This window comes from Streptomyces sp. NPDC025273, assembly GCF_040638585.1.
GTDB classification, from domain to species: Bacteria; Actinomycetota; Actinomycetes; order Streptomycetales; family Streptomycetaceae; genus Streptomyces; species Streptomyces cinereorectus.
This window is the reverse complement of the sequence record NZ_JBEZYP010000033.1, coordinates 17,545-30,956: the sequence shown is the minus strand read 5'-3', so window position 1 is coordinate 30,956 and position 13,412 is coordinate 17,545. Positions and strand designations below refer to the sequence as shown.

Here is a 13,412-nt window from a genome sequence, read left to right as displayed (position 1 = left end):
GTCATCCCGCAGATCTCGGTGATGCTCGGTCCGTGTGCGGGCGGTGCGGCCTACAGTCCGGCCCTGACCGACTTCGTGTTCATGGTCCGTGAGACCTCGCAGATGTTCATCACGGGGCCGGACGTCGTCAAGGCGGTCACCGGTGAGGAGATCACGCAGAACGGCCTGGGCGGTGCGGATGTGCACGCCGAGACCTCGGGTGTCGCGCACTTCGCGTACGACGACGAGGAGACCTGCATCGCGGAGGTCCGCTACCTGATCGGGATGCTGCCGTCCAACAACCGGGAGAACCCGCCGGTCGTGCCGAGCGACGACCCGGCCGACCGGCGCGGCGACGCCCTGCTCGACCTGGTCCCGGCCGACGGCAACCGCCCGTACGACATGCACAAGGTCATCGAGGAGCTCGTCGACGACGGCGACTTCCTGGAGATCCACGAACGCTGGGCCACCAACATCATCTGTGCCCTCGCCCGGCTCGACGGCCACGTCGTCGGCGTGGTCGGCAGCCAGCCCCTCTCGTACGCCGGAGTGCTGGACATCCACTCCTCCGAGAAGGCGGCGCGCTTCGTCCAGTTCTGCGACGCGTTCAACATCCCGCTGGTCACCCTCGTCGACGTCCCCGGCTTCCTGCCCGGCGTCGACCAGGAGCACGGGGGGATCATCCGGCACGGTGCGAAGCTCCTGTACGCGTACTGCAACGCCACCGTGCCGAGGATCTCGCTGATCCTGCGCAAGGCCTACGGAGGCGCGTACATCGTCATGGACTCACGCTCCATCGGAGCCGACCTGTCCTATGCCTGGCCCACCAACGAGATCGCCGTCATGGGTGCGGAGGGCGCGGCCAACGTCATCTTCCGCCGCCGCATCGCCGAGTCCGACGACCCCGAGGCCGTGCGCGGCCAGTTGGTCAAGGAGTACAAGGCCGAGCTGATGCACCCCTACTACGCGGCGGAGCGCGGCCTGGTCGACGACGTCATCGACCCCGCCGGGACGCGCGAGGTGCTGATCGCCTCCCTCGCGATGCTGCGGCTCAAACACGCCGACCTGCCGTCGCGCAAGCACGGCAACCAGCCCGCATGAGTACCGCGACCGGGCCGGTCGCTCCCCCGCTGAGAGTGGTCCACGGCTCCCCGACCCCCGATGAACTGGCAGCGGTGGTCGCGGTGCTGCTGGCCGTCCTCCAGCACCCCGGACCGGCCGGTTCCGGGGGAGCCGCGCGGGCCCCGTGGAGGAGGGCGGAGTCGCCGCCCTCCTCCCGGGTCTCCTGGCGGGAAGGCCGCTGAACGAGGTCGCTGCAGGTATCTGCACGGCTACTTGCGGGCGGTCGGTGCGTTGCGAAACGTGGCGGTCCCATGTCCGAGTGCAGGTACGCGGCGGGACACGCCGCGGGTGAAGTTGTGGAGGGTTTCCATGTTCAGAGGAATCGGGCGGTTCTCGGTGAACCGCCCCTGGTTGGTCGTCGCGCTGTGGCTGGTGGCGACCGCGGCCCTGATCGCGCTGGCCCCGCAGATGAAACCGACCAGCGACCAGGCGGAGTTCCTCCCTTCGCACTTCGAGTCGGTACGCGCCGTCGAGATCCAGAAGGACGCCTTTCCGCAGAGCCGCCAGCCGGCGGCCATCGGCGTCTTCCAGCGCGCCGACGGCGGCGCGCTGACCGCTGACGACAAGAAGGAGGTCGGCGAGATCGCGGCCGGCCTGCAGGGCGCGAAGCTGGCCAAGATCACCGACGTGGTGGCGGACCCGGCGGCGGTCTCGCCGGACGGGAAGATCGCCCTCGTCCATGTGTTCGCCTCGACGAAGACGGCTCATGACGAGACGCTCGTCGACTCCGTCGGCAAGCTGCGTACCGAGGCCGCGGACCAGCTCTCCGGCAGCGACCTGGAGCTGGGTCTCACCGGGCCGACCGCCACGGTGCTGGACTCCCAGCAGGCGTCGGACAGTACCGACGCGATGGTCATGATGTCCACACTGGTGCTCATCATCGTGCTGCTGCTGGCCATCTTCCGCAGCCCCGTGATCGCCCTGATGCCCGTCCTCATCATCGGCGTCGTGTTCATGGTCACGATGGGTGTCATCGCCACCGCCAGCGAGCTCGCCGGAATGGAGGCGCCCGCCTCCATCTCCGCCATCCTCATCGTGGTGCTCTTCGGCGTCGGCACCGACTACACGCTCTTCCTGCTGTTCCGGTACCGGGAACACCTGCGGGAGGGCCTGCAGCCCAAGGAGGCGCTGGCCACGGCCGCCGGCCGGGTCGGTGAGACCATCACCTCGGCCGCGAGCGTCGTCATCGCCGCCTTCCTCTCGCTGCTGCTGTCCTCCATGGGCATGCTCAGCAGCATGGGGCTGGCGCTGGCCATCGCCGTCGCCGTCACCCTGGTCGCCGCGCTGACCCTCGTGCCCGCCGTCTTCTCGCTCCTGGGCACCGCGGCCTTCTGGCCGTCGAAGGCGTGGCGCAAGCAGCCCCGCAACGCGATCGCGGGCCGGGTGGGAAGCTTCGCCGCCCGCAGGCCCGCCGCCATCGCCGGCGTCTCGGGCGTGCTGCTCGCGACGCTCGCCCTCGGCGTGTTCGGCTTCAAGGCGGAGTACGACACCGAGAGCTCGCTCCCGGACAACCTGGAATCCGTCCAGGCGATGAAGGACTTCCAGACCGGCTTCTCCGCCGGGCAGTCCGACCCCACGTTCGTCTACGTGAAGGCCACCGGCGGGGCGGAGCTCGACCAGGCCCGACTGGCCGCGTACCAGGAGAAGCTGTCGGGCGTCGAGGGCGTGGACAAGGTGGCCCCCGCCCTGGTCAGTCCGGACGGCCGGGTCGCGCAGTACAGCGTCGTACTGGACTACCGCCCGACCGAGGACCGGGCCATGGACCTGGTCGACGGTGAACTGCGGGACACGGTCCACGCGGCCGCACCGAAGGGCACGGAGCAGTACGTCGGCGGCAGCACGGCGGTCCTCGCGGACGTCCAGACCGCGGTGAACCGCGACTACAAGCTCGTGTTCCCGATCGCCGCGGTGGCGATCATGCTCATCCTCGGGCTGATGCTGCGCAGCGTCATCGCCCCCTGGTACCTGATGATCGCGGTGGGCCTCGGCTTCGGCGGCACCCTCGGAGCCACCGTCTGGCTGTTCCAGGCGGGATCGAACGGCCTGCTGTTCATGCTGCCGGTGATCGTCTACCTGTTCGTGGTGGCCATCGGGACGGACTACAACATCCTGATGGTGGCCCGGCTGCGCGAGGAGATCCGGAGCGGCAAGGAACCGCGCGAGGCCGTGCAGCAGGCCGTCACGCACTCCGCCCCGACCATCGGTGCCGCGGCGGTCATCCTCGCGGGCACCTTCGGCGTGCTGATGCTCGCCGACAACTCCATGCTGAAGCAGATGGGCTTCGCCGTCGCCTTCGGCATCCTGCTGAGCGCCTTCGTGATCGGGATCCTCCTGGTTCCGGCGGTCACCACCCTGGTGGGCCCGAAGGCCTGGTGGCCGGGCAACCGCCACGACGCGCCCGCGGAGGACGGGCCGGGGCCGGCGGGTGACAACGACTCCGAAGTCCTCGTCGGCTCCTCGGGCAGGTAGCCCCCCGGTAGCCACGGACACCGCCCGCCCCGGCCGGAACACGGCCCGGGGCGGGCGGTGTTCGCTGTTCGTGGCCGGTGCAGCTTCCTGAAACGTGAGGGGGGAAGGCGCCCCCGGTATCTGTAGGATTTTGATACGGCGTTCTTGGTCATCGGAATTTCTGCCGTGATATCGGCCGAATGCGAGGTGTGATGCACGAGCGTGAGTTCAGAGCTTTCGTTTCGGTAGCGGAAACCGGACGGATGGATGCCGCGGCACGACAACTCGGCTATTCCCAGCCGGCGATCACCTATCAGATCCAGTGCCTGGAGCGGTCCCTCGGTTTCAAGCTGTTCACCCGGCACCCCAGTGGTGCCCGGCTGACCAGTGACGGGCGGTCGGTCCTGTCATCGGCGCGGGCTGTTCTGACGCTGATGGAGAACATCCGCAACCCGCGCACCGACAAGGACGCCGAGACCGTGGAAGCCCCGGTCGCGGCCGCTGTCCCGATGGTCCGGAAGGGCACCGCCTGACACCGGAGCCCTTGTGCTCCGCCCACGTCAGTGCCCGTCGCCGGACCGCATGGCGCAGAGAGTTCTTTCCCATCCCGGAAACGTTGGAGAGAAAACGATGAGTACCAACCCGTTCGAGGACAACGAGGCCAGTTACTACGTCCTGGTCAACGAGGAGGGCCAGCACTCCCTGTGGCCCGCGTTCGCCGAGGTCCCCGCCGGCTGGACGGTGAAGCACGGCCAGGACAGCCGGCAGGCCTGCCTGGACTACGTCGAGGAGAACTGGACCGACATGCGCCCGCTGAGCCTCGTCCGTCAGATGGCCGAAGCCAAGTAGGGCCGGGACCGGAAGGACGATCATGCAGACGGTATCCTCCCCCGCCGCGGTGTACCGGCCCCGGCCTCGTCCGGGTGCCGCTCATGTCCTGGTGTGCCTGAGCTTCTGCGGCGGTGGCACCGCGCCGTTCCGCCGGTGGGCGGAAGTCGTGCCGGACGACGTGGAGTTGGCACTGATCTGCTATCCGGGCCGGGAGGCACGGTTCGGCACGCCGTTCGCCCGCGACTGGGTCGCCCTGCGGGACGACGTGGTGAGGGCGGTCCGCGGCCTCTCCTCCCGGCCGTACACGCTGTTCGGCCACAGCATGGGCTCCTGGCTGGCCTTCGAGACGGCGGCGGAGCTCGAACGGCTCGGCGACGCGATGCCGTCGGCGCTCGTCGTCTCCGGCGGGGTGGCGCCGCACAAGCGCCAGGCGCACTCGGTCCATGTGCCGCGCTCGGACCACAGTGACGACGCCCTGGTCGCCTGGATGCGTGAGTTCGGGCAGATGCCCGCGATCGTCGCCAACGAACCGGAGCTTCGTGCCCTCGCGGTGGAACTGCTCCGCGCGGACCTCACGGTCTCGGAGTCGTACCGCTTCACCGAGGGGTCCCGGGCGTCGGTTCCGCTGCGGCTGCTCTACGGCGCGGGGGACACCGAACCCTTCGCCGAGGTGGAGCGGGACTGGAAATCCCTCGCGGACGGGGGCTTCGAGGCGTTCGAGCTGCCGGGCGGGCACTTCTACGAGGCGGACGTATGGGCGGGGCTGCCGACATGGTGTACCGGGATCGGCCGGCCCGCGGGGCGGCCGTAGCACGCGCGACGCCGCGCCGACCCTGTCGGCGCGGCGCCGCCCGGTGCCGGCCGTGGCGCTCAGGCGGCCTCGCGCAGAGCGCGCCTGCGGTCGTGGAGCACCAACAGGATGACCATCCCCATGAGCACGCCCAGGACGGTTCCCGCCTGGCCGGCCAGCAGGTGCGCCAGCTCGCTCTCGGGGGCGGGCCGCTTCGTGCCGAGGTTCGTGAGCAGGCTGTAGAGGCTGTACGAGAAGAGCATGCCGGAGGAGATCCATGACGCCGCCATGGGGATCAGGAACCTCTTCGGTCCCCGACGGCTCGTCAGCACCAGGAGGCCCCAGGCTCCGGCGAAGGCCCAGACCCCGGTGCTCAGGGACAGCAGGTGCCACCACATGTCCCGGTAGGACAGGCTGCCCGGGTCGAGGCCCGCGGTCCCGCCGGCCGCCCAGAACACCTTGACGAGACCGAGCGCCACGCAGCCCCCCGCGAGCAGCCGGGCCACGGTGGTCTGCAGCGCCAGGGTGTTCCCCGGCGCCTCCCCCGGGTCGGCCGGACCGCTCAGGGCTTCCGGCCACCGCGCCCGCGCGTAGCCGGCCAGTGCGAGGGGGAGGCCGATACCCACGCCGACCAGAGAGATCATGACGAAGGTCTGTTCGTAGACCCAGAGGTCGGTGGAGGCCTCCGCCTGCTCGTCCCGGGACATGGCGGCCGGGCCGAGTACCGGTGCCAGGACCAGCATGGGGACGAGCAGACCGGTGCCCACCCATACCGGCAGGACGATCAGCCACGCGGGGAGCCGCTCACCCCACGGCCGCATGAAAGCGACCGCCAGCAGGATTCCCACCGCTGCGAGCACCGCGGTCGTCGCATTGATCGCACGCCAGTCGGCCTCGCCCATTTCGTCGTTCGGGAGGAACAGTCCGAATGTCCAGGCGATTTTGATCAGCATGTACGGCATGACCGCAATGACGGTTCCGTAGCCGCAGATTCTGCGCATCCTGATCAGTCGTGAGGTCGGCTGCGCCGCCGTTAGTGTCATGTTCGGAATGGTATCCGAGCGGTCATAGGCGGTCAAAAAGTCTTTGCCTTTTCAGGCGTATATCACTTTCGAGGAAAGGGTGAAATCACGGTTGTGCGGGGCCGCGCAGCGCTACGGCGGTGAGATGTCCGGAACCGGAGAGGGACACCAGGAGCGCGGGATCCCCCGTCCGTGCCAGCGCGATCAGCTCCAGCATTCCCGACACGGTGCAGTGCCGGGCTTCGGAGAAGGTTCCCGCGGGGTCGCACAGTGAGCCTCCGGCCCCGGCGACCGCCGTCGCCACGGCCTCGCGCACCGCGGCTCCCAGCGGAGCGGCGCCGGCCGGTCCGCTGACCACGAGCCGCAGCCCCTGGGTGCCGGCGGCCAGTGCGGCGATCCGCCGGCCGGCCGACGCGAGGGCGGCCGGCTCCCGGCCGCCGCCGGCGTCCCGTACGAGGAACCGGGAGAGCCCGCCGGTGATCTCGGCGATCGCTTCGGCCCTGACGGCCGGGTCCGGTGCCGACAGCACGAGTGCGGCGGCGCCGTCGTGCTGCCGCTCCCCGTCGGGCGCCTGGTCGGTGGCCGCGGCCACCACCCGGTCGGCGCGGCCGGTGCGCAGCGCGGTGAGCGCGAACTGCACGGCCTCCAGACCGGCGGTGACCGGATTGGTCAGCGTGACCGAGAACGCCCGGGCACCGGTGCTGATGGCGAGCTGGCTGCCGGGGGTGCTCATCGAGAAGGCGGGCACCTCGGCCGGACTGATGGCCCGGACGCCCTCCGTGCGCAGGGTGTCGTCCATCCGCCGGTGCGCATGGGCGATCGCGTACTGGGTGCCGGTGACGACGCCCAGGCGCAGGCTGGGGGGGCCGGTGAGGGGCGGGTCGTCGTGGCGCCTGCCGAGCGCCCGATGGCCCGCGGCGAGCAGATAGCGGGTGGCCGGGCTGTAGTACTTCCAGCCGCGCCGCCCGAGGTGTTCGGCGGGGTCGAACCAGGCGGCGTCCCGGACGTCCGCCGGGGCCGTGGGCCCCTCCGCCACCGCGCCGGTACCCGTGAGCCATACGTTCATGCGCCGGCCTCCCAGGCGAGCACCGCGTTGTTGGCCCCGAAGCCGGTCCCGCTCACCAGCACGGTCGGTCGGGGCAGGGGGACGGGTCCCGTCAGGGGGATGTCCATCGGACAGGTGGGGTCGACGTCGGTGACATGGGCGTTGGGCGGCACCAGGCCCTCGCGCAGCATCCGGGCGGCTATCACACAGCCGAACACGCCCGCGGCGCCCGCGGTATGGCCCATCACCGCCTTCGGCGCGTAACCGACCGTCCCGGTGATGTCGCCGCCGGCGGCCGTGACGGCCTCGCTGACGGCGGTGCTCTCCACGGAGTCGTTGAGTGCGACCCCGGCGCGGTGCAGGACGACGGCTCCGGGTGGCCCGGAGGTGGCGAGGGCCTGGGCCACCGAGCGCCGCAGCTGTCCGCCGGACGGCTCCGGGGCCATCGGATGGTGGGCGTCGCAGCTCCAGCCCTGTCCGGCGAGCACCGCCTGCGCGGCGACGCCCCGGCGCCGGGCCGACTCGGCCGACTCCAGCACGACGGCAGCGGCGCCTTCCCCGGTCACCATGCCCGCGCGATCGGTGTCGAAGGGGCGGCAGCACTCCGGATCCAGCAGCCCGAACCGGTGCAGTGTCCCGACGGCGACCCGGGAGAAGGCGTCGCCGCCGCAGGCGATGACGATCTCGGCCTGCCCGGTCTCGATCAGTTCGGCGCCCCAGCTCACCGCGTAGGCGCCGGCGGAGCAGGCGGTGGACAGGGTGTGGCCGCAGCCCCCGATGCCGAAACGGCCGGCGATCACCGCGGCCACCGTGTGGGTCGCGAGCCGACGGCCGGGCCCCGACCGCTCCGCGAGGTCGATGTCACCGAGCGAGGTGCCGACGGTCAGGCCCGCGTCGAGCAGGTCCTCACCCGTCAGCCGGGCGTCGGCGACGGCCTCGGCGACCGCCTCGGCGACCAGCGAGCTGGTGCGTGCGGCGCCGCCGCCCGCCGGGGCCGCGTACACACGCGGGTGCTCCGGCAGTCCGCAGGCGTCCGGAGCGGGCACCGGCAGACGGTCGGCCTGCAGCAGCCCCTCCCAGAGCGTGTCGACTCCGCTGCCGAAGCAGGACACCGCTCCCAGCCCCGTGACGACGACCGTCACTGGCGCACCTCACTTCTTTGGACAGTGCAAAACAATGTGGCCGATACCGACCAGGGTGCCCCCGGTAATGCCGGACGGCTGTTGTGCCTGCAAGTACCTGCAGCAATCACCCGGATTTCTCCACCGCCTTCGAGGCCCTGCAATACCATCGGCGGCGATCAGTCGGCTCCGTGAATCGGAATAATGAACACGGAATGAAACGGAGTCGAAATGAATAGCCAAAAGAAAGGGAATCCGGTGAGTGTCGAAAGCACGCTGGACACGTCGGAGCTCCGGGACATGGTGGCGGACACCCTGGACGTCGAGTCCTCCGCGCTGACCGACGACGCACTGCTCATCGAGGAGCTGGGGGTCGACTCGGTGGTGGCGCTGGAGCTCGCCGTCACCCTGGAGCAGCGCTACCAGATCAGGATCCCCGAGGAGGAGCTCGTCACGCTCCGCACGTTCCCCGACATCTGCGCACTGCTCAGCCGGAAGCTGGGCGGTTGATGGACACGCAGCCGGTCCGTACGGCGGACGACGGCGGGGGCACCGCCTCCTACTTCCTGATCGAGAGCAAGGGCAACTGGGCGGGGCCCAACGCGGGCACCTTCCTCATGGACGCCGTGGCACTGGCCGGAGCCGGCCACCGGGTGCGGGTCTACCTCGTCGAGGACGGGGTGCTCAGCGCGGCGGGAACCGACGTGCCCGAGATCGAGCGGCTCGCCGGGGCCGGGGTCGAGATCCTGGTGGACGACTTCTCGGCGGCGCAGCGCGCGCTCGGCGTCTCCAGGCTGTCCCCGCACGTGCGGCTCGCCGGTATGGAGACCGTCGCGGCGGCCCTGGCCGAGGACGACTGCAGAGGGGTGTGGCACTGATGGGGACCCCGATGAAGCGCCGGGTGTGGGACCTTCTGCTGATCATGACGGCCGCCCCGCACTCCAGCGACGTGGTGACCTCGGCGCTGCGGCTCTCGCACGCGGTACTCCACAACGGAGGATCGGTCCGGGTCTGGGCGTGCGGTTACGCCAACATGCTCACGCAGGACACCTTCGGAGACACCAAGCTGCCCAACACCCGTGACCCCGAGGGGCACTACCCCTCGTCCTCGGCGATCGTCCGGCAGCTGACCGCCGACAGCCAGGGCCGCTTCGCCTGGATCGCGTGCACCGCGTGCACCGAGGAGCGCGGCGCGACCCACCACATCCCGCAGGTGCGGCACCGCTCGCCGCTCCGGCTGGCGGGAACCATCAACGCCGCCAAGCAGACGCTGTACCTCGGAGGAGCCTGATGACGACCCGACGAGCGGAGCCTCGCCGGCGCGTGCTCTGCGTCATCGACCGCGCCTACCGTGGCGCCGTCGAGGTCCAGTTCTTCCACCCCCTGTACGGACTGCTCGACCTGCACGGTCAGTTCGAGCACGTCCACCTGGCACTGCGCGGTGCGACGGTGACGATGGCCGTCGAGGAGAACGCCTACGTGCCCTCCGTGCAGCTCGGCTCGACGACCCTGGACACGCTGCCGGACTACCGGGGATCCGTACGGGATCTGGTCGACGCCGGCTTCGAGGTCTTCGTGGACGGGGCCGCGCTCGCCGAGCTCGGGTTCGGTCCGCAGGACCTGGTGCCGGGCACCACCTGTCTCAGCCCGGCGGAACTGGCGGTCCGCTGGCCCACGTACGACCACGTGTGGTTCATATGACCGGCCCGGGACCCGGGGGGCCGCACACCTTCGCGACCCCGCTGCGCGCCGTCGACCGGATCGAGGTGTGCCAGGACGGACCCGGCCTCCGGTTCAGCATGTTCAAGACGGTCCGTGCCGAAGATCCGTACATGGCCGGCCACTTCCCCGGCCTCACCCTGCTGCCCGCCGTCTTCGTCCTCGAAGGGCTCCGGCAGGCCGTGACGACGCTCATCGGGGCCGACGAACCACTGAACCTGGTGGAGGTCACCTCCGGCCGGTGGCTGGCGCCCATGCAGGGCGGCGACGAGATCAGGCTGGACGTCACGGCCACCGAATCCGGGGGCGGACGGTGGCTGGTCACCGCGGACGGCGTACGCCAGGACGGCGTCCCGGTCGTCCTCGCGAAGGTCGTGCTCGGTGGCCGTGACGCCGTCGTGTCCGACGGACTCGTACCCGCGGGCGGTCCGCCCGGGGCGCCCGCCACCCTGTCCGGACCGGACTACACCGCGATCCTGGACCGGCTTCCCGTACGCCACCCCATGCTGCTGGTGGACCGGGTGGACGCCTTCGACCCCGGCAGGGAGATCACGACGGTCAAGGCGGTCTCCGGGTCCGAACCGTGCTACCGGTCGATGGAGGACGGCCTGCCGCTGTCGCGGTACATGTACCCCAGGGCGCTGATGCTGGAGTCCTTCGGTCAGTCCTCGGTGCTCCTGTGGCTGTCGAGCGGCACCACCGAGGGGGTGCAGGTCGCGGCGGCGTTCCGGCACTGCCGCTTCGCCGGCGAGGTCCGGCCGGGAGCCGTGCTGCGCCATGTGGCGCGCATCGACCGGCTGATGTCGGACAACGTCTTCGTGTCCGGGGAGACCTGGGACGGCGACCGATGCGTCATGACGGTCGGTGCGCTCATCGGTTCGAGCAGGCCGCGCGCCCAGGTCGACAGGACGGCCGCGGCTCCCTGACCCCTGGCCGGCGTGCGTCGGGGCGGACCGCCCCGACGCAGGTCAGGAGGGGGCGTGGGCCGAGAGGATCCCGGTGACGGCCTCGGCCGTCAGGCTGCTGCGCAGGATGTCGGCATGGTCGACGGGGATCCCGACGGCCCGTGCGGCCAGCAGTGCGCCTTCGGTCGGCTGCCGGGAGTTCACCGCGGTGGCGGTGCGCCAGGCGGCGGTCGGATCGATACCCCGGGCCGCGTCCAGATACGACACGAACGACCGGAACACCGCCGCGAACTCCTCCAGCAGGTCCGTGTCGAGCTCCTCGCGGGCGAAGGCGGTCCCGGCCTGCTCCCGGAAGATCCGGACGAACTCGTCACCCAGGGCGGCGAAGTCGGGGGCGGTCAGCAGCGCCGCCGCCGCCGCCTGCCGGGCGGCGGTCACCTCGTCGGCGGAGAGCACCGAGGCGAACTGGCCGATCATGGCGGCGAAGTCACGGTCCAGGGCGGCCGGCGTCGGAACCTCCGGGTCGAACATCACGAACGGGACCGGCTGCGCCTGCCGGCCGGCGAGCCTGGCGGCCAGCTCACCGGCGAACACGCTGCCGGCGCAGTAGCCGAGCACGGCCCGCACGGTACGGCCACCGGCCTCGACCTCGCGGGCCCACCGCTCGATGTAGTCCTGCGCGGACATGCCGTCGCCCGTGTCGGGCTGCCTGGTCTCCCACACGGTGAGCCGTGGGTCGAGGTGCGGGACGAGGTCGGAGAAGCTGGAGTCGGGACGCCCGGTGGTGGCGAAGTCGACGGCCAGGACGAGGTCGGAGCCCTGGCCCGCCTTGAGCACCTTCCAGCAGTTGAGTCTTGTCATGTGTGCTGTCCACTCTGGTCGACGCCGGCACGGTAGCGGGGCGCGGCGTATGGAGGGGTGGGGTCCGGGCACGGGGGCGGGCCCGTCACCGCGTGTGCGGCGACGGACCCGCGAGCCGGTGTGCGGGCGGCTCAGCCGCCGGTGATCCGGATGGCCTTCGACGGGCAGATGTGCTCGGCGATCTTGCGCGCGTGCTCGGCGTCGGCGCCCGCGGGGCGGTCGTCGAGCAGGACGACCAGACCGGTGTCGTCCTCCTGGTCGAAGACCGCCGGCGCGCTCATCACACAGAGGCCGGCGCCGATGCAGCGGTCGCGTTCGACGTGCACCCGCATCCCGCTCACCAGCCCACCACGAGCTTGTGCACCGGCGGCAGCCCGTCGACGAGCTCGATCGGCTCGTCGGACTCGACCACGTGCAGCCCCGGGAAGCGGGCGAACAGCGAGGTGAAGCACAGCTCCATCATCAGCCGGGCCACATGCTGGCCGAGGCACTGGTGGACGCCGTACCCGAAGGCCAGGTGGTCCCGCGAGTCGCGGTGGATGTCGAAGGCGTCGGGGTCCGTGTACTTGGCGGGGTCCCGGTCGCCGAGGCCCTTGAGCACGAGGATGCCCTCGCCCTCCTTGATGGTGATCCCGTCGATCTCCACGTCGGCGAGCGCCACCCGGGCGATGATCTCGTCGACGATGCTGAAGTGCCGCAGCACCTCGTTCACGGTCTTGGGCATGAGCCCTGCCGGGTCGGCCTGCAGGGCCTTGAGCTGCTCGGGGTGGTCGAGGAGCGTCTGGGTGCCGAGCGCGATGCGGTTCACGATGAACTCGTAGCCCGCGAGCAGCAGCATCTTCGTCATCAGCGTCAGACCGTGGTGGTCGAACTCGTCGGTCTTGCCGGCCCGGGTGATGAAGTTGCCGAGCATGTCGTCGGTGGGGTTCTTCTGCTTCTCGGTGACGAGAGTCGCGAAGTACTCCATCAACTCGTTGTTGGCGGCCATCTTCTCGTCCATGGTGTACGAGTGGCGCGTGCCCACCATGATCGCCGCGTTGCGGGTGAACACGTCACGCTCGGCCTCGGGGATGCCGGCCATCTCGCAGATCACCTGCGCGGGCAGCGGCAGGGCGAGGGCCTGGACGAGATCGAGCGGGCCGCCGGCCTCCTCCATCCGGTCCAGGTAGCCGTCGATGAGCTCCTGGACCCGGGGGCGCAGCTTCTCGGCGGCCTTGATGGTGAAGTCGGGGAGCGCCATCTGACGGACCCGCGTGTGCCGCGGCGGGTCCATGGTCACCAGCAGGTTCTTCGAGTCGCGGGCGATCATGTCCAGCAGTTCCTGCGGCGCCGGGAACCTGATGGGGAACGTCGGGTGCGGCTCGACGCTGAACCGGTTGTCGGCCAGCAGTCGCTGGATGTGGTCGTGCTGGGAGACAAGCCACGCCTTGCTGCCCGACGGCATGGTCACCTGAGTCAGCGGACGACCCGCCGGGACCTGACCGTACTCGGTGAGCAGCGGGTTGGGCCAACCGCGGGGGGCGACGGGGCAGGTCGCCGGCATCTCCATGGCGTCGGTCATAGGGGTTT

At 70.6% G+C, this 13,412-nt stretch carries 17 protein-coding genes; 11 read left to right on the top strand and 6 right to left on the bottom strand.

Annotation, left to right across the window (positions count from 1 at the left end; translation table 11 throughout):
- The 6 genes from AB0F38_RS30755 to AB0F38_RS30730 form a co-directional block, all read left to right on the top strand.
- On the top strand, positions 1 to 1,080 hold a 1,080-nt coding region (locus tag AB0F38_RS30755), incomplete at its 5' end, for an acyl-CoA carboxylase subunit beta (protein WP_361900515.1).
- Positions 1,077 to 1,283 carry an acyl-CoA carboxylase epsilon subunit gene (locus AB0F38_RS30750; RefSeq protein ID WP_361900512.1) on the top strand — a complete coding sequence of 69 codons (207 nt, stop codon included), beginning with the start codon at positions 1,077 to 1,079 and terminating at the stop codon, positions 1,281 to 1,283. The genes AB0F38_RS30755 and AB0F38_RS30750, both read left to right, overlap by 4 nt.
- Positions 1,284 to 1,410: 127 nt before the next feature.
- Positions 1,411 to 3,570 (top strand): MMPL family transporter, encoded by a 2,160-nt coding sequence (locus AB0F38_RS30745; protein ID WP_361900509.1) that lies wholly within the window; start codon positions 1,411 to 1,413, stop codon positions 3,568 to 3,570.
- Between the two features lie 191 nt (positions 3,571 to 3,761).
- Entirely contained in the window at positions 3,762 to 4,082 is a 321-nt protein-coding gene (locus tag AB0F38_RS30740; protein WP_361900506.1) for a LysR family transcriptional regulator, read from the top strand.
- Positions 4,083 to 4,179: 97 nt separating this feature from the next.
- Positions 4,180 to 4,398 carry an MbtH family protein gene (locus AB0F38_RS30735; RefSeq protein WP_361900503.1) on the top strand — a complete coding sequence of 73 codons (219 nt, stop codon included), beginning with the start codon at positions 4,180 to 4,182 and terminating at the stop codon, positions 4,396 to 4,398.
- Between the two features lie 22 nt (positions 4,399 to 4,420).
- Positions 4,421 to 5,191, top strand: a complete 771-nt coding sequence (locus tag AB0F38_RS30730) for an alpha/beta fold hydrolase (protein ID WP_361900499.1) — start codon at positions 4,421 to 4,423, stop codon at positions 5,189 to 5,191.
- A gap of 59 nt (positions 5,192 to 5,250) precedes the next feature.
- On the opposite strand, the gene AB0F38_RS30725 is transcribed toward AB0F38_RS30730, so the two are convergent.
- From AB0F38_RS30725 to AB0F38_RS30715, 3 genes are all read right to left on the bottom strand, one after another.
- The gene (locus AB0F38_RS30725; RefSeq protein ID WP_361900496.1) at positions 5,251 to 6,213 is read right to left on the bottom strand and encodes a hypothetical protein; all 963 of its coding nucleotides are present in this window, start codon (positions 6,211 to 6,213) and stop codon (positions 5,251 to 5,253) included.
- A gap of 85 nt (positions 6,214 to 6,298) precedes the next feature.
- Positions 6,299 to 7,258, bottom strand: coding sequence for a beta-ketoacyl synthase N-terminal-like domain-containing protein (locus AB0F38_RS30720; RefSeq protein WP_361900493.1), 960 nt, complete (start codon positions 7,256 to 7,258; stop codon positions 6,299 to 6,301).
- A complete protein-coding gene (locus tag AB0F38_RS30715; protein ID WP_361900490.1) occupies positions 7,255 to 8,379 on the bottom strand; it encodes a beta-ketoacyl synthase N-terminal-like domain-containing protein in 1,125 nt (374 codons plus the stop codon). Before AB0F38_RS30715 ends, AB0F38_RS30720 begins: the two co-directional genes overlap by 4 nt.
- 237 nt (positions 8,380 to 8,616) lie before the next feature.
- Here AB0F38_RS30715 and AB0F38_RS30710 point away from each other — a divergent pair, with 237 nt between their 5' ends.
- From AB0F38_RS30710 to AB0F38_RS30690, 5 genes are read left to right on the top strand one after another with little or no spacing between them, the layout of a single operon-like run.
- Positions 8,617 to 8,868: an acyl carrier protein gene (locus tag AB0F38_RS30710; RefSeq protein WP_361900487.1), complete on the top strand. Its 252-nt coding sequence runs from the start codon at positions 8,617 to 8,619 to the stop codon at positions 8,866 to 8,868.
- Positions 8,868 to 9,236 carry a hypothetical protein gene (locus tag AB0F38_RS30705; RefSeq protein ID WP_361900485.1) on the top strand — a complete coding sequence of 123 codons (369 nt, stop codon included), beginning with the start codon at positions 8,868 to 8,870 and terminating at the stop codon, positions 9,234 to 9,236. Before AB0F38_RS30710 ends, AB0F38_RS30705 begins: the two co-directional genes overlap by 1 nt.
- Positions 9,236 to 9,649 carry a hypothetical protein gene (locus AB0F38_RS30700; protein WP_361900482.1) on the top strand — a complete coding sequence of 138 codons (414 nt, stop codon included), beginning with the start codon at positions 9,236 to 9,238 and terminating at the stop codon, positions 9,647 to 9,649. The genes AB0F38_RS30705 and AB0F38_RS30700 overlap by 1 nt, the downstream gene beginning before the upstream one ends.
- Entirely contained in the window at positions 9,649 to 10,059 is a 411-nt protein-coding gene (locus tag AB0F38_RS30695) for a hypothetical protein (protein ID WP_361900479.1), read from the top strand. The genes AB0F38_RS30700 and AB0F38_RS30695 overlap by 1 nt, the downstream gene beginning before the upstream one ends.
- Entirely contained in the window at positions 10,056 to 11,003 is a 948-nt protein-coding gene (locus AB0F38_RS30690; protein WP_361900476.1) for a hypothetical protein, read from the top strand. The genes AB0F38_RS30695 and AB0F38_RS30690 overlap by 4 nt, the downstream gene beginning before the upstream one ends.
- Before the next feature lie 42 nt (positions 11,004 to 11,045).
- On the opposite strand, the gene AB0F38_RS30685 is transcribed toward AB0F38_RS30690, so the two are convergent.
- The 3 genes from AB0F38_RS30685 to AB0F38_RS30675 form a co-directional block, all read right to left on the bottom strand.
- The gene (locus AB0F38_RS30685; protein WP_361900473.1) at positions 11,046 to 11,843 is read right to left on the bottom strand and encodes a hypothetical protein; all 798 of its coding nucleotides are present in this window, start codon (positions 11,841 to 11,843) and stop codon (positions 11,046 to 11,048) included.
- A gap of 131 nt (positions 11,844 to 11,974) precedes the next feature.
- Positions 11,975 to 12,175, bottom strand: coding sequence for a ferredoxin (locus AB0F38_RS30680; RefSeq protein ID WP_361900518.1), 201 nt, complete (start codon positions 12,173 to 12,175; stop codon positions 11,975 to 11,977).
- Between the two features lie 5 nt (positions 12,176 to 12,180).
- Positions 12,181 to 13,404, bottom strand: coding sequence for a cytochrome P450 (locus tag AB0F38_RS30675; protein ID WP_361900470.1), 1,224 nt, complete (start codon positions 13,402 to 13,404; stop codon positions 12,181 to 12,183).
- Positions 13,405 to 13,412: the final 8 nt, after the last annotated feature.

Coding starts and splice junctions, on each gene's coding strand:
- AB0F38_RS30750 (WP_361900512.1), top strand. CDS start 1,077: ATGAGTACCGCGACCGGGCCGGTCGCTCCCCCGCTGAGAGTGGTCCAC.
- AB0F38_RS30730 (WP_361900499.1), top strand. CDS start 4,421: ATGCAGACGGTATCCTCCCCCGCCGCGGTGTACCGGCCCCGGCCTCGT.
- AB0F38_RS30690 (WP_361900476.1), top strand. CDS start 10,056: ATGACCGGCCCGGGACCCGGGGGGCCGCACACCTTCGCGACCCCGCTG.
- AB0F38_RS30685 (WP_361900473.1), bottom strand. CDS start 11,843: ATGACAAGACTCAACTGCTGGAAGGTGCTCAAGGCGGGCCAGGGCTCC.
- AB0F38_RS30680 (WP_361900518.1), bottom strand. CDS start 12,175: ATGCGGGTGCACGTCGAACGCGACCGCTGCATCGGCGCCGGCCTCTGT.
- AB0F38_RS30725 (WP_361900496.1), bottom strand. CDS start 6,213: ATGACACTAACGGCGGCGCAGCCGACCTCACGACTGATCAGGATGCGC.
- AB0F38_RS30720 (WP_361900493.1), bottom strand. CDS start 7,258: ATGAACGTATGGCTCACGGGTACCGGCGCGGTGGCGGAGGGGCCCACG.
- AB0F38_RS30705 (WP_361900485.1), top strand. CDS start 8,868: ATGGACACGCAGCCGGTCCGTACGGCGGACGACGGCGGGGGCACCGCC.
- AB0F38_RS30740 (WP_361900506.1), top strand. CDS start 3,762: ATGCACGAGCGTGAGTTCAGAGCTTTCGTTTCGGTAGCGGAAACCGGA.
- AB0F38_RS30745 (WP_361900509.1), top strand. CDS start 1,411: ATGTTCAGAGGAATCGGGCGGTTCTCGGTGAACCGCCCCTGGTTGGTC.
- AB0F38_RS30735 (WP_361900503.1), top strand. CDS start 4,180: ATGAGTACCAACCCGTTCGAGGACAACGAGGCCAGTTACTACGTCCTG.
- AB0F38_RS30675 (WP_361900470.1), bottom strand. CDS start 13,404: ATGACCGACGCCATGGAGATGCCGGCGACCTGCCCCGTCGCCCCCCGC.
- AB0F38_RS30700 (WP_361900482.1), top strand. CDS start 9,236: ATGGGGACCCCGATGAAGCGCCGGGTGTGGGACCTTCTGCTGATCATG.
- AB0F38_RS30695 (WP_361900479.1), top strand. CDS start 9,649: ATGACGACCCGACGAGCGGAGCCTCGCCGGCGCGTGCTCTGCGTCATC.